Genomic DNA, 21,943 nt, shown 5'->3' with positions numbered 1-21,943 from the left:
TTTCACGCTCCCCGGTCGTATGTGTTTGGAATGCCAGCGTCTCTGAGCTCCCCGAAAAGTCTTCCCCGCGGGGACGGAACGCCTTCCAGCTGCTGAAGCAATTTCGTCGCAACGGCGGCGGCTATTCGTTCCCGGATTCCATCCCACCGATCCGGGGTGTTGCACATCAGCTCATCTTTGAGCTGGCAAAGAAGCTGTTCCCGTCTCACGATCATCCCCTCCGATCCATCCGGCCAGCCTCGACAGGCTTTTCCGGTATTTCCATCTGACCGTCCCCGCCGGGATGCCCAGCACCTCGCCGATTTCACGATGCTTCAGTCCCGCAAGCAGGTGCATCACCACGATTTGGCGCTCCATATCGCCGAGCCGAAGGAGAGCCTCGGTCAGCTCCAATCTTTGCACGATCGAGCTCTCGGGTGTGCCGTGGCAGTCGGTATCATCGCGAACAGTGGTCTTCTTCCCGCGCCGATAGGCATCATAAGCGAGGTTGCGCGCTATGGAGACGATCCATGCCTTCGGATTCGTCCCGGGCCGACAAGCTCCGGCGTGCTCATACACCCGGACGAACGTGTCCTGAAGCACATCTTCGGCGGCCTGTTTGTCTTTCAAGATCGAGAACGCCAAGGAGTACACGATATAACGGAACTGTTCGTACAACACTTTGAGCGCTTCCGCGTTTCCGCGGGCGACTGCTTCGAACGCCTCGTCAATGCTCATGCAGCACCTCCTTTTGCAAATATAACGTTTTGGCGGCGGAATTTGTTGGACCGCAAGGCAGCAATTTTCTAATCGTTTAGGTCAATATCGGAAAGGCATTGGGGGACACCGTCTGTGTATAATCAGGGTACTCGCCTAAATGCAAGCGCTGTCAGGACAGGAGGACGAAAACGGCGAAACGGAACGTACACTTGAGGGAGGTCTTCGAATGGGAGTTTGGAACAAAAGATGGGTGCGAGGCTCGATATTCGTATTGTCATTGAGCGTCGCGGCAGGCTGCTCCGGGGGAGCCGGTTCGGTCAAGAGCGGAGGCGGCGCCGTGCAAGCCAAAGGGACTCCTCCGGTCGTGAGCACGGAGCCGGTGACGCTCACCATCTTTAACAGCAGCATGGGCGACGAGCTGATGAAAAGCGCGATCATCGATCCGATCCAGAGCAAATATCCGCATATTACAATGAAAGTGGTGAAGAAGGAGAAAGGATCGTATATCGAGGACTTGCTGACGGCGGGAACGGTGCCGGATATTATTATGGGCGACAGCAGCGGGGATATTCCCGTCTACAACGAATTGAACGTGCTGTACGACATGACGCCTCTTGTCAAAAAGTATGGTTTCAATATGAGCTCCATCGATCCCGCAGCCATGGAAGACGTGAAGGCGTACACGGGCGATGCCAGAATCGTGGCGCTTCCCCGCGGACATAACGTGGCGGTGCTGTATTACAACAAAGACATTTTCAACAAGTTCGGCGTACCTTATCCGAAGGACGGCATGACTTGGGACGAAGCCGTCGATCTGGCCAAAAAGGTAACGAGGACGGACGGCGGCGTGCAATACCGGGGGCTTGATTTCTCGGAGCACATTTTAATTCCATACAATCAAATGTCGCTGCCGGCGGTCGATGCCGCTTCGATGAAAGCTTCGGTCAACACCGACAAGTGGAAAACCGTCTTCGAAGGGCTAAAGCGCGTGTACGATATGGACGGCGGACGGCCGGCACCGGCGGATTACGGCGGCAGAGCGAGCACGATCTTCCTGAAAGACAAGACTCTCGCCATGTTCGCCTCCACGCTCATGTTCGGAGCGCTGCCGGATGCGATGAAGAACGGGTTGAATTGGGACGTCGTCACGTTGCCTTCGTTCAAGGAAGCGCCGGATAGAACGATTCAAATGTTCGCCCCGTTTCTCGGAATATCCGGCTCGAGCAAAAACAAAGACCAGGCGTTCATGGCGATCGCCCATATTTTATCCGAGGAGCTGCAGGTCTCGGAGGCGAAGCTGGGCAGAATCAGTATTCTCGCTACGCAACGGGTGAAGAAGGAATACGGCGTGGACAACGATTTGCTGAAAGGCAAAAATAAAGAAGCGTTCGTCAAAAGCAAATTCGCCGCAGCGAGACCGTCGGTAACGAAATACGATCCGGCTGCGTATGCGATCCTGCGCGGCAAGTTCAAAGAAGTGGTCTTGAACAACAAAGACGTGAACACCGCCTTAAGAGAAGCGGAGGAAGCGATCAACAAAGACCTTGAGCAGAAAAAGGCGCGGTAAATCGCTTCCCGATCATGATCAGTAAGGGACGGCTTGCTTATATTTTTTTCGGTATTGGTTCGGAGTCAACCCTTCATGCTGTTTGAAAACGAGCCCGAAGTAAGAATAGCTGTTGAAGCCGACCATGGCGGCGATATCGAGTATGGGCGTATCGGTGAAAGCAAGCTCCCGTTTGGCATGATGAATTCGGGTGTACAAGACGAATTGGCCGATCGTCTCGCCTGTAGCTTTCTTGAACAGCCGGCATAAATGATAAGGGGTGACGTAGAACGTTTTGGCCAAATCTTCGAGCGGAATGTTCTCCGAATAATGGGCGGTCAAGTACTGGATGACATTCTCGGCGATCGAGTTGGCCGGATTGCCCGGGCCTTCGGCAGGGGGAGAATCGATGAAGAACGCGCGATGAATTTGCTGCAGTAGCCGATTCAGCAATATGCCCAGCATTTGCTCAAAGCCGGTGTGCCGCGATATGTACTCCGCATGCATCTGTTCGAGCAGCTTGTAGGCGTGAACATGGTTTACCGGGCACAACACGATGTGTCTGCGATCCGCCTTATGCTCTTTGCTGAACAATTCCATGACCAGCTTCTTGGAGTCCGGGTTTAGAAACCCCGGGAGAAAATTGACGACGGAGCGGGTAAACCGCTTTCCTGGCTCGGGCGACGATTTGTGGATTTGATGAGGCTCGATTATGATTAAATCGTTGCCCTGGAACGGGTAAATATAGCCGTCATTCACATAGTTGCCCGTCCCTTCATGCATGAAATACAGCTCGTACCCGTGATGGGAATGGAAGTTCATCTGGTGGGCATCCGTCCAGCGGTATTTGATAAAAAACGGCAATTCGTGCAGATGCTTATTCGTATAATCGTCTACAAAGTCGTTTTGGTTGATGGATAACATCGCTCGCACCTCCCGGCTGGACTCGCTTTCTCTTCAACAATAAAATATTTTCCATGTGCTGACAACAAAAGAACAGCCATCCGCCGTGCGAAGTGCACGGAAGGGGTGGCCTTTTTCCGGTTCGTTTGTAATGTGCCATTTACACTGCTATATTGGGATGAGAATGAATCGCAGGAGGGGTGCGAATTGCCGAACGCGAATGATGGGGTCCGTCTAACGATTATGGAAACGAGCGACTTACATGGGAGCATTTTACCTATTCACTACGCGAATAATGAGCCCAACGAGGTAGGTCTCGCCAAAGTCGCCGCCTTGCTCCAGAAGGAAAAAGAACGGGCCGAGCTCGAAGGCGGATTCGTCCTGGCGATCGACAACGGAGACTTGATTCAGGGAACGCCCCTCGCGTACTATCACGCCCGGATCGATAACGGACCGACCGATCCGATGGTGCTTGCGCTGAACAGGCTCGGGTACGATGCGGCGGTTATCGGTAACCACGAATTCAATTACGGCTTGGCAGTGCTGAATAAAGCGGTAGCGGAATCGGATTTCCCTTGGCTGTCGGCCAATATCGTCAAGGAAGGTACCGAAGAGCCTTATTTCGGCAAGCCGTATTTGATCAAAAGGTACAATGGCGTCACAGTAGCGGTACTCGGCTTGACTACCCCCTATATTCCGAACTGGGAAAACCCGGCGAACATCGAAGGTCTCGCCTTCTTGGATGCGGTTGAAACGGCAAGCCGATGGGTTCCGTATTTGCGCGGGGAGGAAGGGGCGGATGTGGTCGTCATCTCGTATCACGGAGGATTCGAGAAAGATCCGGAAACGGGAGAGGCGGCGGAAGTGCCGACCGGAGAAAATCAAGGCTACCGGCTGTGCATGGAAGTTCCCGGCATCGATGTGCTGCTGACGGGACACCAGCATCGGGAAATCGCGGGGAAGACGCTGAACGGCGTCACCATCCTACAGCCGGGATATTTGGGGCAGCATGCGGGTGCGGTGAGGATAATGCTCGTACCGGACGGAGACGGATGGACAATTGCGGAGAAAACGTCCGAGCTGCTCCCAGTGAACGGAGTGGAGCCGGATGCCGAGCTGCTCGCGCTGGCGCAGCCCTACGAAATTGCGACGCAGCAATGGCTGGATACGCCGATCGGCTCGATCGATGGCGATATGACGGTGCGCGACCCGATGCGGATCCGCATGAAAGACAATGCGATGATCGAGTTTATTAATAAGGTGCAGATGGAGACGTCGGGTGCGGCAATATCCAACACGGCTTTGTTCAGCGACGAAGCCCCCGGTTTTCCGCCTCGGGTGACGATGCGCCATATCGTATCGAATTACATTTACCCGAACACGCTGAAGGTCATCCGCATTACCGGCCGGGACATGCTCGAAGCACTGGAAAGAAACGCCACCTACTTCACGACGGACGGGAACGGAAAAGTGGCGATCAACCCGAAGTTCGCGGTGCCGAAGCCGCAGCATTACAATTACGATATGTGGGAAGGCATCGAGTATACGCTCGACGTGTCGCGCCCGGAAGGAAGCCGGGTCGTCCGGTTGACGCACCGCGGGGAGCCCGTCGATCCGGACGGGGAATACGACGTCGCCATGAACAACTATCGTGCCGGAGGCGGCGGGGACTATACGATGTTTCAAGGTAAGACGGTCGTGAAAGATATCCCGACCGACGTTTCCGAGCTGATCGCCAATTACATTCTGGAGAGGAAGACGGTCGCCGCTACCGTCGACGGCAACTGGGAAGTCGTAACCGGCCGTTGATCTACAGGCGGAAGACGACCGTCTTGCGCTTCAAGCCGTCCGCTTGATTGCGAAGCACGTCCGAGGAGGCGGAGATTTGCTCCATGACCGCCGTCTGCTCCTGGGCGGCGTCGGCGACGCGGAATGCGCCTTCGGATATGGTCGCCGCAATGTCGGCGATCTCTTTGGCGTCCCCGAATGCCCGGCGTATTTGGTCCGCCTGTCCGTTCATGTGGACAACGATGCTGTGCAGGGCTTGCGCCGTTTCATCGGCGGACGATGTCATTTCGGTCAAGGCGCGGTTGGCCGCCTCGCCCTTCGTTTTCTCTTGGCGGATCAGCTTCACCTGATCGTCCGTTTCTCGCGCGACGCTGTCCGTCTGCTCCTGCATCTGCCGGACGAGACGGTTGATTTGTTCCCCGGCCTCGGAGCTGTCCGTGGCCAGCTTGCGGATTTGGCCCGCAACGACGGAGAAGCCGAGGCCGTGCTCCCCGGCATGCGCCGCCTCGATGGAGGCGTTCAGGGCGAGCAGTTGGGTTTGCGCGGCGATTTCCCCGACAAGTTGGGAAATTTGGCCGATTTCCTTCGCCTGCGTCTCGAGCTTGCGGACGATCGTGAGCGTATGCTCGCTTCTCTCGGATACGTCCGACATGCCTCCGACGAGCGACCGGAACGTATCGCCGCTTGCGGCAATCGTCTTCACCATCGCGTCGGACAGGGCGATCGCATGCTCCGCCTGGCGGCTTACTTCGTTTGCCGTTTCCGTTGCCCGCTCCACGGTGTGGAACATCGTCTGAGCCGATTCGGCTTGCGTCGAAGCGCCTTCGGCGACCCGATCGATCGTGATGGCGATCGTCTCGATCTGCTGCGCGGCATGGCCGATTGCGGATCTGAGCGAGCCCGCGCTCTGGTCGGTAACGGAGACGCTGTCCTTCAATTCGGCGATGATGTGCTTCAAGTTGCCGAGCATCGTCTCGAACGATCGGTGGAGGTGCAGGATTTCGTCGTTGGACCGGTACTCGGGGATCGTCACGGTCAAGTTGCCGGTCGCCGCTTCGTCGACGACGGCGGCGAGCCTGAGCAGCGGCCGGATGATCACCTGTGCCGCCAGCCAACCGAGAAAGCTCGTCCACAGGACACCCAGCGTCAGCACGCCGCTGACGTAGAGCCAGTCAGCCATGTTCGGGGCAAGCCATGGCTTCAGCACGAAGATGAAAAAAGCGCTCGTGCCGAACGTAATGATCGATACGCCGGAGATGCCGAGCACCAGCTTCCGGACAAGACCGAACTTCATGTCGGTTCCTCCTTGACGCGCGGGCTGCCGCGCTTGTTTAGATTGATGGCTTCTAACAGTATACGAAAGGGCATGCAGTAGAGATGTGACGGAAATCACACGATTCCAGCGCGGAGTCCGGATGCGGATGCTTTCGTGGCCGAACGGGGGAGCTTGCGTTACAATAAATGAAAAAGGTTACTTGGAATAACGGGGGGAGGGAGACGAAATGTCCGGCAATGGCGGCGAGACTGTATTTTACCCGCTCGGCGATTGTGCGCTGCTGATCCGCTTCGGAGACCGGATCGAGGCGGACACGATCCGGAAAGTGCGCTCGGCGGCTCGCTTGCTGGAGGCGAAGCCGTTTCCCGGTTTTATCGAGGCGGTGCCGTCGTATGGCGCGCTGGCTGTGCATTACGATCCGTGGGTCGTGTACCGGACCTTGCGCGAGAAGCGAGACGATAGCGAGGAAGTCTTATATGAAGCCGTATGCGACATCGTCCGCTCGCTGCTTGCTTCGGAGGCGTATGACGAACACGACGATACCGACGACGTCGTGACGATTCCGGTTTGTTACGGAGGCCGTTACGGCCCGGATTTAGACGAACTGGCCGCTTATCATCATATCGGGGCGGAAGAAGCGGTTGCTCTGCATGCCGGTGCGGACTATACCGTAGCGATGATCGGATTCGCCCCGGGCTTCCCTTATTTGGCCGGACTTCCCGGCTTACTGGCGACGCCGCGCCGGGCGACGCCCAGAAGCGCCGTTCCGGCCGGAAGCGTCGGCATCGCGGGTGCCCAGACCGGCTTGTATTCGCTGGAAACCCCCGGAGGCTGGAACATTATCGGGCGGACCCCGCTTCCGCTGTTTCGGCCATACGCCGAGCGGCCGTCGCTATTGCGCGCGGGCGACCGCGTACGGTTCGAGCCCATAACGCCGGAGCGGTTCGAGGAGCTGTCGCGGGGGCTCCCCCGAAAGTAATCGGAATAAGCTTCGGAGGTTCGCTTCACTTTTAGGGGATTAATGGGGAGGAGGACATGCATTTGAGTCGAATTGAGAGCAGCGCCTATGTGGAAAAGCCAGGCTTGTTCACGACCGTGCAGGACGGCGGCCGTTCGGGCCATCAGCGCATCGGCGTCCCGGTCGGCGGAGCGATGGACGGCTTCGCCCTGCGCGCGGCGAACGCGCTCGTCGGCAACGACCCGCACGCGGCCGCGCTCGAGCTGACGCTCGCCGGCTTCGCCCTGCGGCTCGCCGCCGACGCGCTCGTAGCCGTCACCGGCGGCGGCTCCGCGCCTACCGTCGACGGCTGCCCGCTGCCCGCGTGGCGCGCCGTCTTCGTCCGGCGCGGCGCCGTGCTCGCCTTCGCGCCCGCCGCCTCGGGCTGCCGCGCCTGCCTCGCGATCGCGGGCGGCATCGCCGTGCCCGCCGTGCTCGGCAGCCGCGGCACGCACGTCCCGTCCCGGCTCGGCGGCCTGGACGGCCGCCCCCTGCGGGCCGGGGACGCGCTGCCGCTTGGCGCGCCGGGGCCGGCTGCAGCGGCGCTGCTCGCGAAGCTGCGCGGGCAGGCCGGGGACGCGCCTTGGGCGGCCGCCTCTTGGGGCGTCAGCCCGTACGCGCTGCCGGCCTACGGCGAGCATCCCGTCGTGCGCGTGACGCCGGGGCCCGAGTACGAACGCTTCACGCCGGACAGCCTGCGGCTGTTTCGCGAGTCGGCGTTCATCGTCTCGCCCCGCTCCGACCGGATGGGCTACCGGCTCGACGGCCCGCGGCTGGAAAGCGCCGGAGCGGGCAGCCTATTATCAGAGCCGGTCGCGGCAGGAACGATTCAGGTGCCGCCGGACGGCGCCCCTGTCGTGCTCATGGCCGACAGGCAAACGACGGGCGGCTATCCGCGGATCGCCCAAGTGTCCGCGGCCGATTTGCCGGTGCTGGCGCAGGTTCGGCCGGGATCGCAAGTCCGGTTCGCGTTGATCGGTTATGGCGATTCGCAGCAATTGATGTTGGCCGGACGTTTGGAGGAAATGAGACTGCGGGCCGGTATCGGGATGAGGATGAGGGAGGAGACGCATAGATGAGCAAGGCGGACAAGCGGATCGACCTGAACTGCGATACCGGAGAAAGCTTCGGCGTGTACCGGTCGGGTGAGGATGAGCGGCTGCTCGATATCGTGACGTCGGCGAATATCGCCTGCGGTTATCACGCGGGGGATCCGGCGACGATGCGCCGGATGGTGGGACTGTGCGCGGAGCGCGGCGTGGCGATCGGCGCGCATCCCGGGCTGCCGGACATGGCCGGATTCGGCAGACGGGAGATGGCGATATCGCCACAGGAAGCGTACGACATGACCGTGTACCAGGTCGGGGCGCTGTACGGTTTCGTCCGTGCGGAAGGCGCGGTTATGAGGCATGTGAAGCCGCACGGCGCACTCTACAATATGGCCGCTGCCGACGCGGCGCTGGCCGAAGCGATTGCGGAAGCGGTCCGGCGTGTCGATGCGGCGCTCGTATTGGTCGGACTCGCCGGGAGCGAGTTGATCCGCGCAGGTATACGGGCGGGGCTGCCGACCGCCGAAGAGGTGTTCGCGGACAGAAGATACCGCCCGGATGGCACGCTCGTACCGAGGCGGGAGCCCGGCGCAATGATCGCCGACGAAGCCGAAGCGGTCCGGCAGGTGCTGCGTCTCGCGGCGGAAGGAAGAGCGCAGACGGTGTGCGTGCACGGCGACGGCCCGCATGCGCTGCAGTTCGCGGCCCTTGTCAGACAAGGGCTGCAGGACGCGGGCTGGCTGCTCGCCCCCGTCACGGCGCATAATGGAAGCGAAGCCGGCGGCCGCAGCTAGCCCCCCGCTTCTCAGCCCCGCAGTTGCCGCCTTACCGGTTGTCGCCCTGCCGGATGCCGCCTGCCAGATGCCGGCCTGCCGGATACCGCCCTGCCGGATGCCGCCTGCCGGATGCCGCCCTGACGGTTGCTGCCCTGCCGGATGCCGCCCTGCCGGATGCCGGCCTGCCGGATGTCGCCCTGCCGGTTGTGCCTTCACGTTTACCACCCTCACGGCTTCCACCCTGACAGCATCCTTGACGTCAATTGCTCAGCACAAAAACCGGCGTTATACCGGTCCAACTAGCAGCGCAAACCCGCGCGGGAACTGAACAAACCACAGGGAGAGTATGTTTATAAATAATCTTTCCCAAACGTTGGGCTTGATGAAACCACCTTCATCCCATATAATTGTAATGTTACCAAAAAAGCAAAACAAATCGATTAAGGTGAGAGGAGGCGTACGGCATGCAAAACATGTTGTTCAACGGCAAAACTGAGGTGTACCGCTTTTAACCGAATACGGCCTAACTTAACCTTCACCTGATGCGCATCTATACATAAGACGACACAGGCACGATGCGGGTTATCGTGTTTTTTTGTTCCCTTTTTTTCGGGGCTCCCCCCAAAAAATCAGGGATTAATCCGCCGCTCGCGGCGTCCGGACGGGAGTCCGGACCATTCTAAATAGGAGGTGAGACGATGAAAGCGCTCGGAATTGTTCAAGTCGGGTCGGTTTTGGCATCAAACAATCTAGAGGAGGTTTTCATCAATGAGTTACAAGAACGGAAAGGATTTTCTTCCGCCTAGCTTATTGAAGGAACTGCAAAATTACATTCAAGGCGAACTTGTCTATATACCGAAAATCGAGCAAACCCGGGCCGGATGGGGAGAAAATAACGGAACGCGCAAGCTGATCGAGAAGCGCAACCGCGAAATTTACCAAATGTACAAAGGCGGCGCCAGCGTCATCGAGCTGATCCAGCGCTTCCATCTGTCCGAAGACAGCATCCGCAAAATTATCGTCAAAACCCGGGAGCTCGTACAAAATGTGGCCAAGTGAAAGCAGGACGTTTACCGTCTTGCTTTTTTTCTTTTGTATGACCGAGATTTTGTAAAGGGTCCGCCTATATAATAGAACGAGAACGAAACGGGAGGATGAACGATGATACGCGTATTTGTGTACGGAACGCTCATGACGGGGGAGGCGAACCATGGCGTAGCCGCGCCCTACATGCATTCCGTCGAGACCGGCGCGGTGAGAGGAACGCTGGTTGACGCCGGGGCTTATCCGGCCTTGGTGCCGGATTCCGAGGGAAGCGGCAAGGACGGCGCTGTCGTGTGCGGCGAATGGTTGACCGTCGGCGATTCGGCGCTGTCCGCGATGGACGCTCTCGAAGACTATTACGGGCCCGGCGATGCGCGCAACGATTACGAGAGAGTGTGGATTCGCGATATAGACGGGACTCGCGCCGGTTGGGCTTATGTTTGGAACGACTCGCGGGGATGCCCGCAAATCCGATCAGGCGATTGGCGGAAACGGAATACAAATTTTCGCAAGTAACCGGGGTACACGGCTGAAATGAAATGCTATAATGAAGAGAATTGATAGAATCATGTCGAATGAACGGAGAGATTGCATGACTGGGAATAAGATACTGCTTGCCGACGACGAGGCGGCACTCCGCTTCCTGATTACGGAAACGCTGGCGGATGAAGGCTATGCCATCACGGAAACCGAGGACGGACAGCAAGCGAAAGACAAACTGGAACAGGAATCTTACGATCTGGTCATCCTCGACTACATGATGCCGGAGAAAACCGGGGTCGAAGTTTGCGAGTGGCTGCGCGGATCGGATTCGCCGAACCGCGATATTCCGGTTATTCTGCTGACGGCCAAAGCATTGGAGAAAGACAAGGAAAAAGCGAAGGCGGCCGGCGTCACGTCGTATATCGTCAAGCCGTTCAGTCCGCTGCAGCTGATCGATATCGTGCAAAGCCTGCTCGGGGACGGTTAAAGTGGCGGGGAGAGGAACGGATCGTATGCCGACCAAAAAGAAAAGCATCGCATCGAACGTGTCTGTTTTGATTTTTACGACCATTTTTCTATTCGCGATCTTCGTGCTCGCTGCCGGTTTGACCATGAACAACCATATTATTGAGGCGCGCGATAAACTGGAGCTCGAATTGCACGATCAGGCGCTGGTCGAAAGCTTGTACAGCGATTCGCAAACGCTCGTTTCCGAGCTGAGGGCGTATTTGGCGTTCGACCACCCCGATTTCCTGACCCAATTTCTCGATATGCGTCAGGCGTTCGATGCGAAGCTGAACGACGTGTCCGACCGTTTCCGGAAGCGCGATTATGGAGAGAAGTATACCAACGAATGGAACGCGATTATTAAAGCGTGGGCCGGCTACCGGCAATCCAACGATACCGTCATCGAGCTTAAAAAGCTCGGCAATATGGATGAAATCGAGCGTTTGTCGAAGACGACCACCACGTCCAACGTGAACGAGATGAATCGCACTTTCCAGTCGATTCTTTCCTCGCAGAACGATTCGGTGCAGCGTTGGCTCGAAGACAACCGGAAAAGGACCGACACGCTGATCATGCTGCCCATACTGGTCGCTACGGGGGCGGCTATAGCCGGAGTGCTGCTGATCGTGTATTTGCGCCGCAAGGTGATTAGCCCGATTGTTCAGGCCGACGCGGCCGTCAACCGGATTGCCGAAGGCGATTATGTGCATGTCGCGCTCAGCCACCGCAATGACGAGCTCGGCCGTCTGGAACGCGGCATCAATTTCATGTCGAGCGAATTAAGACAGCGTCACGACGCTCTCGAGGCGTCGAACAAAGAGCTGATCGACCAGCGCGACCTCCTGGAAGCGCAGAACGAAGAAATTTCCGCCCAGCAGACCGAGCAGCAGGAGATGCTGCTTAAGCTGACCGATCGCGAACGCGAGCTGGAGCTGATTACGACCTATCAAGAGAAGCTGACCGGACATGTGGAGATCAAAGCGTTTCTGGAACATTCGATCCAGGCGCTGCTGCAAGCGCTACATCAGGATGCCGCCGTTCTTATCGCGGAAAATCCGGAGACGTCCTCCTTCGATGTGATTTACTCATACGGCTATCCCCAGGGCGCGCTCCCTTCTTCCTATAAAGAGCTGTTCGGACCGAGCATGCGCGTCCTGCACGAGAAGAGGCCGATCTACCGGAAACGTTACCTTCATGCGGACGAACGGGGCATTCACGGCGGATACGACACCGCACTTGACCAATATTACCCGCTTCTCGATGAATATTCGCATGTGATCGGGATGCTGCTCATTACGTCCTACGGGGTAGATGAGGTGGACGATGCGCTGCACCGTCTGACCAAGGGGCTCGTCCGGCAGTTCGCGCTCGCCTTCATGGCACAGACGACGAACGAAGAGCGGCGCAAGCAGGCTTACTTGCTCGAAGAGCTGAACGAGGAGCTGTCCCAGGAACGCGACGGCCTGCAGCAGCAGCGCGATCTCGTGCGGCGCATCATCGAATCGATCCACGAAGGCATGGTCATGTGCGACGGAGGCGGACGTATCGTGTTCTCCAACAAGCGGATGGACGAGATGTTCGGCTTCGACCGTTTCTCCGGATCGAACATCCGCGATTTTTGCCGGCATCTCGAGGCTTCCGCTCCGGGAAAATCGCAATTGAGCGAGTTTGCCGAGGCTGTCCTGAACGGTACCTTGGAGCAATTGCAGGAACGGTTTACGCTCGGCCGCGAAGACGGGCGGGAGGAGCATTACGATCTATACGTGAACTCCATCACGGACCCGATCGAGAACTCGCGCAGCTTCCTGTTCGTCTTCCGCGACCGTACGAGCGAAGAGATGGCCGACGAGATGAAGAACGAATTCATCAGCATCGTATCGCACGAGCTGCGAACGCCGCTCGCGAGCGTCCTCGGCTTCATGGAAATATTGCTGAACCGCGAAATTCCGAAAGAAAAGCAGAAAAAATATATGGAGACGATTTACCGGGAAGCGAGCCGGCTGTCCAACCTGATCAACGATTTTCTCGATTTGCAGCGGATGGAGTCGGGCAAGCAGGCGTACCAGCTCATTCCCGTCAACGTGTCGGCGGTCGTGCGGGAAGTGTCCGAGCAGTGGCAGGGCAAGCAGGATCACCGGATCGAGACGTTTATCGCTCCCGATGTTTTCGTTTCGGCCGATATCGACCGGATGACGCAGGTGATGCACAATTTGTTGAGCAATGCGGTCAAATATTCGCCGAACTCGGACAAGGTTGTGGTCCGTGTCGTCAAGGAAGGCGATTTCGCGGTTATCGAGGTGCAGGACTTCGGCTTAGGCATTCCGGAAAATGCGAAGGAGAAGCTGTTCAACAAGTTTTACCGGGTGGACAACTCCGACCGCAGGCAAATCGGAGGCACCGGCTTGGGACTCGCGATCGTCAAGGAAATCGTCGAATCGCATCACGGTACGCTGACGTTCGAATCGGAGCTGGGAGCCGGCTCCACATTCCGCATCCGGATGAAAACGTACCGCGCGACCGGTATGGGCGGCAAAGTCGTCATTATCGAAGATGACGAGAATTTGTCGAAGCTCATTGCCGTCGCATTCGAGAAGCTGAATGTATCCACCGTCCAGTTGCGAAGCGCGGAGGACGCCGTTATGTCGCTGCGGGAATCGTCGGGGCCGGCGCCGCTTCTTTGCATCGTCGATATCCAACTGGACGGCAAGAAGCTGGGCTGGGATTTTATCGCCGAGCTGCTGCAGCATCCGACTTACAGCCATACGCCGGTCATCGTATCGACCGTGCTCGAGCCGCCCAAACATTTCCACGAAACGGATACCGGCAAATATTTGCGCAAGCCGTTTACGATCGAGCGTCTGCTGGAGCTGGCGACGAGCCTGATGGAGCCCGCCCAGGGCAATCCTACGGTCGTCTTTCCGGTCCAGGACCAGGCGGCGATCGCGACGAAGCTGGAGGAGAAAGGAATCCGTGTGACGGAGCTGAAGATCAAACAGGATATTATCGAAGTGGAAGTGAAGAAGCATGACTGAATCGCCGGAGCGGGACCGCTTGGAGAAGCAGCGCAGAAACGAAAGGCTGATGAAGGAAGGCAAAGCCCGTTTCCTGGAAGAACTGCACAAGCAAATTCAATCGATGGAGCTATTGCTGGACCGGATGGAGCAGGATTTCGACGACGGGCTTCCCGGACACTTTTACCGATACGCCCATACGCTCAAAGGCAGCGCCCCCGTGTTCGGCTTCGCAAGCGTCGGCGATGTCGCCGGGCTGCTCGCGGCCGAGTGGGAATGGACGCAGGAGGAGACGATGGAGCAGACGGCGGTGGCGGCCACCGTCCGGCATAGCGCTCTGAACAGCAAAGCCGGGCTGCTGCAGCTGAAGATGGAATTGATCATCTTGCAGCGTCAGCTTCAAGTCAGCGATCAGAAGGAGCAAGGGCTGCGCCTGCCGGGTTTGGCGCCTGCCGGCAAATTGCTCGTCGTGGACGACGACGACGTGCTCCGCTCGTTTCTCGTCCGCCGGTTCGAGCTGGACGGTTATGTCGTTCACGAATCGGATTCGGTGGATAAAGCGAAGCAAAAGCTGCGCGAGGAATCGTTCGATCTGATTTTGCTCGATCTGATGATGCATCCGAAGTCCGGCTACGAATTATTCGATTATTTGAAGGAAGACCCGACGCTGAAATGGATACCGCTCATCGTCTTGTCGGCCCGAAACGACGTTCATGACAAAGTTCGGTGTCTCATGCTCGGGGCGAACGATTACGTAACGAAGCCGTTTCAATACGACGAGCTTGCGGCGCGCATATACAGCCTGCTGTCCCGTACGAGAAATTTCGAGCAGCTCGCTTTCCGAGACCCGCTTACCGGTATATTCAACCGCCGCTATTTCGATCATCAAATCGAACTGGAGCTGCAGCGGATCGCCCGGTATCCGGCCCCGATCTCGATCGCGTTCATCGACATCGACCGGTTCAAGCACATTAACGACACCTATGGTCACGCGATAGGCGATCTCGTCCTGCAAGGACTGGCCCACCTGCTGCAGCAGCAGCTGCGCTCCACCGACTTTCTGGCGCGCTTCGGCGGAGAGGAGTTCGTGGCGGTTATGCCCAATACGACGGGCGAGCAGGCCGTGCGGATCATGGAGGACGCGCTTCAACTGACGCATCGGCAGCCGATTGCGCAATACGAAGGGCAATCGTTTTCGATCACCTTTTCGTGCGGAGTATCCGAATGGACCCGCGGACTGCCGACGGCTCATTGGATCGCGCTCGCCGACGAGGCGATGTACCGGGCAAAGCAGCAGGGACGGGACCGCGTGCTGCTCGCCGGCGCCAAGTCGGAAACGGCGGCTGTGTTCGCGCAAAACGGCGATTTGCAGCCGAAACGGGTGCTCGTAGCCGACGACGACGGCATTCTCCGCTCCATCCTCGCTTCCCGTCTGAAGAAGCTGTCCATTCAAGTCGCGGAGGCGAAGGACGGGGAGGAAGCGTACCGGTATATGCACGATCACGACGTCGATTTGTGCATTTTGGACGGCGTCATGCCGAAGATGGACGGTTTCGGATTGTTGAAGACGGTCAAGTCGGACTCTTCCGGCCGGTTCCGGAACACCCGGATCTTGATGCTTTCCGGCAAAAAACGCGAGGAGGATATAGCCCTTGCGCTGCAGCTCGGCGCCGACGAATATATGTCCAAGCCGTTTTCCCTTGTCGAGCTGGAGATGCGCGTAAGCCAGCTGCTCGGGATGAACGATTAAGCGTGCGTACCGCGGCGCCATGCATGGGACTAACCTCCGTACCCGCTTGTCGATGCGGCTCGGAGGTTGTTTCTTTACCCATTCGCCTTGTACAGGAAATGAAGCGATATTTTCCTGTTTTTGTCGTCAATGGCAATGATTTGGTGGTAGAATAGAATCGGGAGGAAAGGAGGGATATCCTCTAAAGCGATGAAACAGCTGATTTCCGCTGCGAAATTCGGCTGTGAGTGGACGATATTCGCATTTTACAGACCGGAAGGGGAATGACATGATATTTGTAGGGGCCATATTCGCCGCGGTTGCGGTTGTCATCTATTTGTTCTATGAGACGGTTCATGCCGAAGTGACGGAGACGAGGGTGGAATCCGAGCTCGTGAGCGGCGAGCTGAAAATCGTGCAAATTTCCGACTTGCACGGGCGTACCCGGTTCTGGACCGGCACGGTCGGCGAAATTGTCGATTCGCTGAAGCCGGATATCGTTTGCGTGACCGGCGATTTGTTCAACAAGCTGGAGCAGCTTCCCGAGGTGATGAGGGAGCTTTCGCGTCTGGACTGCGAGTATTTGTTTTTCGTCCCCGGCAATCATGAATGGGAGGAACGAACGGGCTTGCGGAAGCGCAAATTTACGGAGGAAGAGCACATCCGCGTGCTGAGGGATATCGGTGTCCGCAAAATGCGCGTGCTGGCCAATGAGGGCGAGCTGATCGAGGTAAAACGGTCCAACGTTTATGTATACGGTTTCGACAATTCGAAATACGGCCGGGAACGGTACGTGCCTCAGGAAGACGATATCGAAGGGGCATTCCGGCTTACATTGGCGCATTCCCCCAGCATAACGCGTTGGCTTGCCAAACGGTCGATCGGCTTCGATCTGCTGTTGGCGGGCCATACGCATGGCGGCCAAATCCGCTTCTTCGGCAAAGCGATCGGGCCTTACGGCCGTCATCATACGGGGTTGAAAGAAATGCAGCCGAAGCGGTATATGTATATCAACCGTGGCCTCGGTACGGTACACCTGCCGTTTCGCATCGGATGCCGACCGGAAATCGCGCTCATTCGGGTCGTCGGCGTACGGTAAATCCGAGAAACGATCACGGATCGTTCATTGGAATCGCCGGTTTCGTTCTGGTACAATCAAGGGGGAATAGGAGGCGAGATGGGGATGGAGAAAAAATGGTTCACGTTGGAGGAAGCGAACGCGTTGCTTCCGAGAATCCGCGAGGAAATCGATCAGCTTCAATCGATCAAGCGCGAATTCGAGAAACGTTACCTTCGCCTGAAGCAGCTGAAGGAGCATGCGGGGAAGCATCGTCCGGAAGAGGCGGATCCTTTTTTTACACTGGAGAGCGAGCTTGAATTTATGCAGATCGAGGCGAGGACGCTCGTCCAAAGCATTCATATGAAAGGCGCTCAGCTGAAAGATCTCGATATGGGGCTGGTCGATTTCCCGTCGCTGAGAAACGGCGAAGAGGTGCTGTTGTGCTGGCGGCTCGGCGAGGAGTCGATCACCCATTGGCACGGGCTTAGCGAGGGCTATATCGGCAGAAAGCTGATCGACTAGTACAGAAGGTTAGAAGTCCGATGTAACTTAAGCGGAGGGTCTGAAATGATGCTGCAGAAGCGTGAGCGGTCGCATTTGTTTCCGGATATTAACGGCGATCGGAAGCATATTTCAGACCTGCAGCGGCTGAGTTACTGATCGGAGTTAAGCGAATGAAGGGAAAGAGCTTGCACATGGACAAGATGGGAAGATGGATCGTTTCGACTGCGCTAATGCTCGTATGCATGTTCGTTCTGGTCGCTCCGAAGCCGGCTGACGCGCATGCGGTGCTGACGAAAGCGGTGCCCGAGGCGAACAGCCAATTGAACGCGGCGCCCGAGCGGATCGAGCTGACGTTCAACGAGCGGCTGGAGTCGGAGCTCCATTATATTAAAGTGTACGATGAAATCGGAAGGACGATTTCCGACCGGAAAGCGACGCTCTCGAGCGACCAGAAGGTAATGACGCTCGAGCTGCCGAAGCTGGGCAACGGACGTTATACGGTTACGTACCATGTCATCTCCGCGGACGGGCACCCGGTGGAAGGAACGTACGTGCTGTCGATCGGTCCCGGCTCCGAAGGCGGATTGATCGCCGATTCTTCGTCACTGCACAGCGGACACCAGTTGTCGGCGGATATGAGCGTCTATGACGTATTGAAATATTTGTCCCGCATCGCCTACTATTTCGGGCTGTTGGCGGCAGCGGGCTGGGTGTTGTGGGGGGCATACGCCGGCTTGCAGCATTCTTCGATTGCGGAGCATTACCGGAACGGGCTTCTCGGCGTTCAACGCGCGCATTTTCTGGCACTGATCGCTTTCGTTTATTTCCATTATCAGGATTTGCTCGGCGATCAAGGGTTGGGAGAGCTGATCGGGCTGTTCACCGGTACATGGGTCGGCCGTTCTTGGTTGGCCGCGTTCGTGCTGGCGCTGGCAGGCTTCGCGCTGCTGGGCCGTTCGAAGGTGTGGGACATGGCTTGGATCGTTCTGCTGCTGGCAGCCAAGAGCGTCAACGGCCACGCGATGGGTAACGATCCGCAATGGATCACCGTTCCGCTCAACTTCGCCCATCTGCTGGCGGCTGCCGTCTGGGTCGGCGGGCTGCTGCTGATCGTGCCGCTGTGGAGAAAAAACCGGATGTGGGTCGACGGATTTTTGCCGCGGTTCTCCAATGCGGCTTTGATCGCCATTATCGTTCTCGTTCTGTCCGGGACGGCGTCTACGCTGCTGTATTTGCCGGGGCTGAACTACTTGCTGTACTCCCAGTGGGGCAAGCTGCTTATCGCCAAAGTCGTATTCGTCGTCCTCGCTATTCTGCTCGGGATCGGGATCCGGCTGGCGATGAGGAAGCGCAAGGAGAACGACCTGCGCGATATGGTCCGGATGGACTTCGCCGCGATGGGCATTATCGTCGTGCTTGTCGGGCTGCTCACGTTCATCAGTCCCGTTCCGCCGAACGAGCCGATGTATTGGCACGTGATGGGCGAGAAGGTGCACATGACCGTACAGGTTACTCCGAAGGTGCCGGGCGACAATCAATTCCGGGTCGACGTCTGGCTGCCCAAGGAGCTTGGCGAGCCGAAGCGGGTGCAGCTGAAGCTGCAGGATTTGGATAAGCCGGATATGGCTCCGATCGAAGTTCCGCTTACGGCGCATAAGAACGATACTCAGGATGCCGCGTTTACGGCCGACGAGACGTTCGGGCAGTTCAGCTACAAAGCCGACGGTCCGTTCATCCCGTTCGCTGGGATGTGGAAGCTGGAGTTCCGCGTTCTCGACAAGAACGACGATGAGACGGTGTACACGGAAGAGACGAGGGTGTACTGAACAAGGCGACGCGAGAGCCGGACACGAGGCTCCCTGCCGGATACGCGAATGACGCGCTCCGGCAAGGGAGCTTTTTTTGGAAATCGGGCAGCTTCGCTGTGCTTTTTATGGTTAGTGAATCGAATTTCACTAGTAGTGAATTTGAATTCATTAAATCAGACCGATTTGCGCCGAATGGGCGATTAGTGAACCTGGTTTAATAAATAACAAACATAAGTTCGCTAATAGGAAAATGAAGTTCACTATTGCGAAATCGAACGTCAATCTTGGCTGAATAGTAAAATATGGTTTGCTAATAGTGAATATAGGTTCGTTATCGTAGTGCGGCGGAATAAGCAGCGAAGAGTCGCGTCACTTTTGGGGGACTGAGTTAGGGGGAGGTATAATCATGTCGCTCCGACGATATAAGCTGCTGACGATTTTGCTGCCGGCGGTCGTGATCGGCGGCTTCGAGCTGATCCGGCACGAATTCCTGCTTCATTATTTGTCGATGGAAGTCGGGAATTTCTATATTATTATCCTGACGCTGCTGCTGTCGTACTGGTTCTCGACGTGGATGTTCGGCAAAATCCAGAGCATGAACAAGAAGATCGCCGAAGAGCAGTCGCGGACGGCCGTATACGAGGAGCGCGAGCGGCTGGCTCGCGAGCTGCACGACAATATCGCGCAAATGCTGTTTTTTCTGAACGTGCAGCTGAAGCAGGGGAAGACGGAGGAAGCGAGGTCGGTCGTATCGGAGATCGACCATCATTTACGCCAAGCGATTTTCAATCTCCGCTCGCTGCCCGAGAACGGTGTGTCGTTTCCCGAGCGTCTGGACCGCTGGCTGCGCGAATGGAGCGCGATATCCGGGGTAGAGGTGGAGCGGCGTGGCGAATGGACCGACGGAGTATTCGATTCGTCCGAGGAAGTCCAGCTGTTCGCCGTCGTGCAGGAAGCGTTCACGAACATCCGCAAACATTCCGAAGCGGATCGCGCCATATTGGATTGGACATGCGGTACGGATGGAAAATGGTCGCTCGCCGTCAAGGATAACGGCACGGGCATTCGGCCTCCCGCCTCGGATGCGAGCAAATACGGCATCTCGATGATGCGCAAGCGCGCCGCCGAGCTTGGAGCGGCTCTGCACATCGGCCCTGCCGAAGACGGGGGGACGGAACTCCGAATAGAAGGCAAGAAGGAGATGAGCGTATGACTCCGTATCGCGTACTGATAGCCGACGATCATCCGCTCGCCCGCAAAGCGATCCGCAGCTTGCTGGACGAGGATACGCTGTTCGAGACGATCGGGGAAGCAGCGCGCGGCGAAGAGGCCGTTGCCATGTGCGGCAACCTGCAGCCCGATCTCGTCCTGATGGACATCAACATGCCGGACATTAGCGGACTCGAGGCGACCCGTCGCATTAAGCAGCTGCATCCCCATATTCGCATCGTGATGCTAACCGTCTCCGACCATGTGGCGGATTTGTTCACCGCGATCCAGTTCGGAGCCCAAGGCTATTTGCTCAAAAATATGGACCCCGACGATTGGATGCATTATTTGCGCGCCTTGCTGGACGACAATTCGGCCGTATCCCGTCAAATGGCGGACAAGCTGTTTCAGCATTTCCGGGGCGGTGCGGGGACGGCGGCAGCCGAACCGGATTCCGGCGTACTCACGCCGCGGGAGCGCGAGCTCGTAGCTTGCGTGGCCGCCGGGGACACGAACCGGCAAATCGCCGAGCGTCTCACGATCGCCGAGAATACGGTGAAAAATCATATCAAAAACATTTTGGACAAGCTGAAGCTGGAGAACCGGGTGCAGCTGACCGCTTACGCCGTGAGGCAGGGGTTGACACATATCGGTCAAAAACGCGGGGAAAAATAGCCCGGTCGAGTCATTCTCACGGTCCCGCTTTTTCGTTACATTGATACATGGAGACAAACTCGAGAAAAGGGGCTGAACGATAATGAAAAAAACCGGAATGCTGCTCGCCGTCTGCCTGATCGCGATGATGATGTTCGCGGGCATAGCCAGTGCGCACGTAACCGTGCTTCCGAATGAAACGACGCAGGGCAAATACGAGGTATTTACGCTGCGCGTGCCGACCGAGAAAGAAATCGCCACCGTCAAGGTGGAAGTGAAGTTTCCGACGGGCGTTACCGTGTCGCGCTTCGAGCCGAAATTCGGCTGGAAATATGACGTAACGAAGGACGGCTCCGGGAAAATTACGAGCGTCGTCTGGACTGCGACGGGCGACGGCTTCGGCGCGACGGAATTCGGCGAATTCAAAATGTCCGGCAAAGTGGAGAACGACGCCAAAGACTTGTCGTGGAAATCGTACCAAACGTACAAAGACGGCAGTGTAGTCGAGTGGGTAGGCGCCGAGGGCTCCGACAAACCGGCTTCGGTCACGAAAGTGAAGGCTGCGGCGAAAGGCGCGGATTCGCACGGTCACGATACGGGCGCGGCCGCACCGGAGGCGGCTGCCGGCTCCCCGGAATCCAAGACGACGTTCTACCTCTCGATTGCGGCTGTCGTGTTGGGCGCGCTGGCGTTGATCGTCTCGCTGCTGAAGAAAGCGAAGTAAGCGGATCGACAAAGGTATTGCAAAAGAAAAGAGCTGTTCCTGAAGCTTACTATGGCTTCGGGGGCGGCTCTTTGTTTTTGGCGACGGCCAGCCCCCTCCAAATACCAACCTTGCATAAACCGACTGCCATCCCCCGGCCGACAAAGCGCGAAATAGTACCGGATAGGGCATTCTCC

20 protein-coding genes are annotated in these 21,943 nt (G+C 57.4%); 16 read left to right on the top strand and 4 right to left on the bottom strand.

Translation table 11 applies throughout. The annotated features are described in order from the left end of the window. Window positions 1–2 precede the first annotated feature (2 nt). Both FE783_RS07835 and FE783_RS07830 read right to left on the bottom strand, forming a co-directional pair. Window positions 3–209, bottom strand: a complete 207-nt coding sequence (locus FE783_RS07835) for a hypothetical protein (protein ID WP_138878807.1) — start codon at window positions 207–209, stop codon at window positions 3–5. Continuing rightward, entirely contained in the window at window positions 172–717 is a 546-nt protein-coding gene (locus FE783_RS07830; protein ID WP_138878806.1) for an RNA polymerase sigma factor, read from the bottom strand. Before FE783_RS07830 ends, FE783_RS07835 begins: the two co-directional genes overlap by 38 nt. A 208-nt stretch (window positions 718–925) precedes the next feature. On the opposite strand from FE783_RS07830, the gene FE783_RS07825 reads away from it, so the two are divergent. After that, entirely contained in the window at window positions 926–2,266 is a 1,341-nt protein-coding gene (locus tag FE783_RS07825) for an ABC transporter substrate-binding protein (RefSeq protein WP_158301670.1), read from the top strand. Window positions 2,267–2,284: 18 nt separating this feature from the next. On the opposite strand, the gene FE783_RS07820 is transcribed toward FE783_RS07825, so the two are convergent. Continuing rightward, on the bottom strand, window positions 2,285–3,169 hold the full coding sequence (locus FE783_RS07820; RefSeq protein ID WP_138878804.1) for a helix-turn-helix domain-containing protein: 885 nt from the start codon (window positions 3,167–3,169) through the stop codon (window positions 2,285–2,287). A gap of 222 nt (window positions 3,170–3,391) precedes the next feature. Here FE783_RS07820 and FE783_RS07815 point away from each other — a divergent pair, with 222 nt between their 5' ends. Beyond that, window positions 3,392–4,957 carry a bifunctional metallophosphatase/5'-nucleotidase gene (locus tag FE783_RS07815; protein ID WP_138879185.1) on the top strand — a complete coding sequence of 522 codons (1,566 nt, stop codon included), beginning with the start codon at window positions 3,392–3,394 and terminating at the stop codon, window positions 4,955–4,957. Between the two features lies 1 nt (window position 4,958). Here FE783_RS07815 and FE783_RS07810 read toward each other — a convergent pair whose 3' ends face one another. Continuing rightward, complete coding sequence (locus FE783_RS07810) at window positions 4,959–6,230, bottom strand: methyl-accepting chemotaxis protein (RefSeq protein ID WP_138878803.1); 1,272 nt, start codon at window positions 6,228–6,230, stop codon at window positions 4,959–4,961. A gap of 208 nt (window positions 6,231–6,438) precedes the next feature. On the opposite strand from FE783_RS07810, the gene pxpB reads away from it, so the two are divergent. The 14 genes from pxpB to FE783_RS07735 all read left to right on the top strand — a co-directional run bounded on the left by pxpB (window position 6,439) and on the right by FE783_RS07735 (window position 21,767). Then, window positions 6,439–7,191 carry a 5-oxoprolinase subunit PxpB gene (gene pxpB, locus FE783_RS07805; protein WP_138878802.1) on the top strand — a complete coding sequence of 251 codons (753 nt, stop codon included), beginning with the start codon at window positions 6,439–6,441 and terminating at the stop codon, window positions 7,189–7,191. Window positions 7,192–7,253: 62 nt separating this feature from the next. Beyond that, window positions 7,254–8,288, top strand: coding sequence for a 5-oxoprolinase subunit C family protein (locus tag FE783_RS07800; RefSeq protein WP_238402932.1), 1,035 nt, complete (start codon window positions 7,254–7,256; stop codon window positions 8,286–8,288). Next, window positions 8,285–9,052 carry a LamB/YcsF family protein gene (locus FE783_RS07795; protein WP_138878800.1) on the top strand — a complete coding sequence of 256 codons (768 nt, stop codon included), beginning with the start codon at window positions 8,285–8,287 and terminating at the stop codon, window positions 9,050–9,052. The genes FE783_RS07800 and FE783_RS07795 overlap by 4 nt, the downstream gene beginning before the upstream one ends. Before the next feature lie 750 nt (window positions 9,053–9,802). Further along, entirely contained in the window at window positions 9,803–10,093 is a 291-nt protein-coding gene (locus FE783_RS07785) for a CD3324 family protein (RefSeq protein ID WP_138878799.1), read from the top strand. A 102-nt stretch (window positions 10,094–10,195) separates the two neighbouring features. Next, the gene (locus FE783_RS07780; protein WP_138878798.1) at window positions 10,196–10,594 is read left to right on the top strand and encodes a gamma-glutamylcyclotransferase family protein; all 399 of its coding nucleotides are present in this window, start codon (window positions 10,196–10,198) and stop codon (window positions 10,592–10,594) included. A 76-nt stretch (window positions 10,595–10,670) separates the two neighbouring features. Beyond that, the gene (locus FE783_RS07775; protein WP_138878797.1) at window positions 10,671–11,048 is read left to right on the top strand and encodes a response regulator; all 378 of its coding nucleotides are present in this window, start codon (window positions 10,671–10,673) and stop codon (window positions 11,046–11,048) included. Between the two features lie 25 nt (window positions 11,049–11,073). Further along, window positions 11,074–14,100, top strand: a complete 3,027-nt coding sequence (locus FE783_RS07770) for an ATP-binding protein (protein ID WP_138878796.1) — start codon at window positions 11,074–11,076, stop codon at window positions 14,098–14,100. After that, complete coding sequence (locus tag FE783_RS07765) at window positions 14,093–15,829, top strand: response regulator (RefSeq protein WP_238402930.1); 1,737 nt, start codon at window positions 14,093–14,095, stop codon at window positions 15,827–15,829. Before FE783_RS07770 ends, FE783_RS07765 begins: the two co-directional genes overlap by 8 nt. 268 nt (window positions 15,830–16,097) lie before the next feature. Continuing rightward, window positions 16,098–16,907, top strand: coding sequence for a metallophosphoesterase (locus FE783_RS07760; protein ID WP_138878795.1), 810 nt, complete (start codon window positions 16,098–16,100; stop codon window positions 16,905–16,907). An 84-nt stretch (window positions 16,908–16,991) separates the two neighbouring features. Further along, on the top strand, window positions 16,992–17,390 hold the full coding sequence (locus FE783_RS07755; RefSeq protein ID WP_138878794.1) for a DUF2203 domain-containing protein: 399 nt from the start codon (window positions 16,992–16,994) through the stop codon (window positions 17,388–17,390). A 152-nt stretch (window positions 17,391–17,542) separates the two neighbouring features. Next, window positions 17,543–19,198, top strand: coding sequence for a copper resistance CopC/CopD family protein (locus FE783_RS07750; RefSeq protein ID WP_138878793.1), 1,656 nt, complete (start codon window positions 17,543–17,545; stop codon window positions 19,196–19,198). A 388-nt stretch (window positions 19,199–19,586) separates the two neighbouring features. After that, the gene (locus FE783_RS07745; RefSeq protein WP_138878792.1) at window positions 19,587–20,393 is read left to right on the top strand and encodes a sensor histidine kinase; all 807 of its coding nucleotides are present in this window, start codon (window positions 19,587–19,589) and stop codon (window positions 20,391–20,393) included. Then, the gene (locus tag FE783_RS07740; RefSeq protein WP_138878791.1) at window positions 20,390–21,064 is read left to right on the top strand and encodes a response regulator; all 675 of its coding nucleotides are present in this window, start codon (window positions 20,390–20,392) and stop codon (window positions 21,062–21,064) included. Before FE783_RS07745 ends, FE783_RS07740 begins: the two co-directional genes overlap by 4 nt. Window positions 21,065–21,146: 82 nt before the next feature. Then, entirely contained in the window at window positions 21,147–21,767 is a 621-nt protein-coding gene (locus tag FE783_RS07735) for a YcnI family copper-binding membrane protein (protein ID WP_138878790.1), read from the top strand. Window positions 21,768–21,943 lie beyond the last annotated feature (176 nt).

This window comes from Paenibacillus mesophilus, from assembly GCF_005938385.1.
Classification (GTDB): Bacteria; Bacillota; Bacilli; order Paenibacillales; family NBRC-103111; genus Paenibacillus_AB; species Paenibacillus_AB mesophilus.
This window is presented reverse-complemented; position numbering and strand designations above follow the sequence as displayed.

What these genes read in the sequence shown, in the direction of transcription:
- FE783_RS07830 (WP_138878806.1), bottom strand. Translation starts at nt 717, where the DNA reads ATGAGCATTGACGAGGCGTTCGAAGCAGTCGCCCGCGGAAACGCGGAA.
- FE783_RS07825 (WP_158301670.1), top strand. Translation starts at nt 926, where the DNA reads ATGGGAGTTTGGAACAAAAGATGGGTGCGAGGCTCGATATTCGTATTG.
- FE783_RS07820 (WP_138878804.1), bottom strand. Translation starts at nt 3,169, where the DNA reads ATGTTATCCATCAACCAAAACGACTTTGTAGACGATTATACGAATAAG.
- FE783_RS07815 (WP_138879185.1), top strand. Translation starts at nt 3,392, where the DNA reads ATGGAAACGAGCGACTTACATGGGAGCATTTTACCTATTCACTACGCG.
- FE783_RS07810 (WP_138878803.1), bottom strand. Translation starts at nt 6,230, where the DNA reads ATGAAGTTCGGTCTTGTCCGGAAGCTGGTGCTCGGCATCTCCGGCGTA.
- pxpB (WP_138878802.1), top strand. Translation starts at nt 6,439, where the DNA reads ATGTCCGGCAATGGCGGCGAGACTGTATTTTACCCGCTCGGCGATTGT.
- FE783_RS07795 (WP_138878800.1), top strand. Translation starts at nt 8,285, where the DNA reads ATGAGCAAGGCGGACAAGCGGATCGACCTGAACTGCGATACCGGAGAA.
- FE783_RS07785 (WP_138878799.1), top strand. Translation starts at nt 9,803, where the DNA reads ATGAGTTACAAGAACGGAAAGGATTTTCTTCCGCCTAGCTTATTGAAG.
- FE783_RS07780 (WP_138878798.1), top strand. Translation starts at nt 10,196, where the DNA reads ATGATACGCGTATTTGTGTACGGAACGCTCATGACGGGGGAGGCGAAC.
- FE783_RS07775 (WP_138878797.1), top strand. Translation starts at nt 10,671, where the DNA reads ATGACTGGGAATAAGATACTGCTTGCCGACGACGAGGCGGCACTCCGC.
- FE783_RS07770 (WP_138878796.1), top strand. Translation starts at nt 11,074, where the DNA reads ATGCCGACCAAAAAGAAAAGCATCGCATCGAACGTGTCTGTTTTGATT.
- FE783_RS07765 (WP_238402930.1), top strand. Translation starts at nt 14,093, where the DNA reads ATGACTGAATCGCCGGAGCGGGACCGCTTGGAGAAGCAGCGCAGAAAC.
- FE783_RS07760 (WP_138878795.1), top strand. Translation starts at nt 16,098, where the DNA reads ATGATATTTGTAGGGGCCATATTCGCCGCGGTTGCGGTTGTCATCTAT.
- FE783_RS07755 (WP_138878794.1), top strand. Translation starts at nt 16,992, where the DNA reads ATGGAGAAAAAATGGTTCACGTTGGAGGAAGCGAACGCGTTGCTTCCG.
- FE783_RS07750 (WP_138878793.1), top strand. Translation starts at nt 17,543, where the DNA reads ATGAAGGGAAAGAGCTTGCACATGGACAAGATGGGAAGATGGATCGTT.
- FE783_RS07745 (WP_138878792.1), top strand. Translation starts at nt 19,587, where the DNA reads ATGTCGCTCCGACGATATAAGCTGCTGACGATTTTGCTGCCGGCGGTC.
- FE783_RS07740 (WP_138878791.1), top strand. Translation starts at nt 20,390, where the DNA reads ATGACTCCGTATCGCGTACTGATAGCCGACGATCATCCGCTCGCCCGC.
- FE783_RS07735 (WP_138878790.1), top strand. Translation starts at nt 21,147, where the DNA reads ATGAAAAAAACCGGAATGCTGCTCGCCGTCTGCCTGATCGCGATGATG.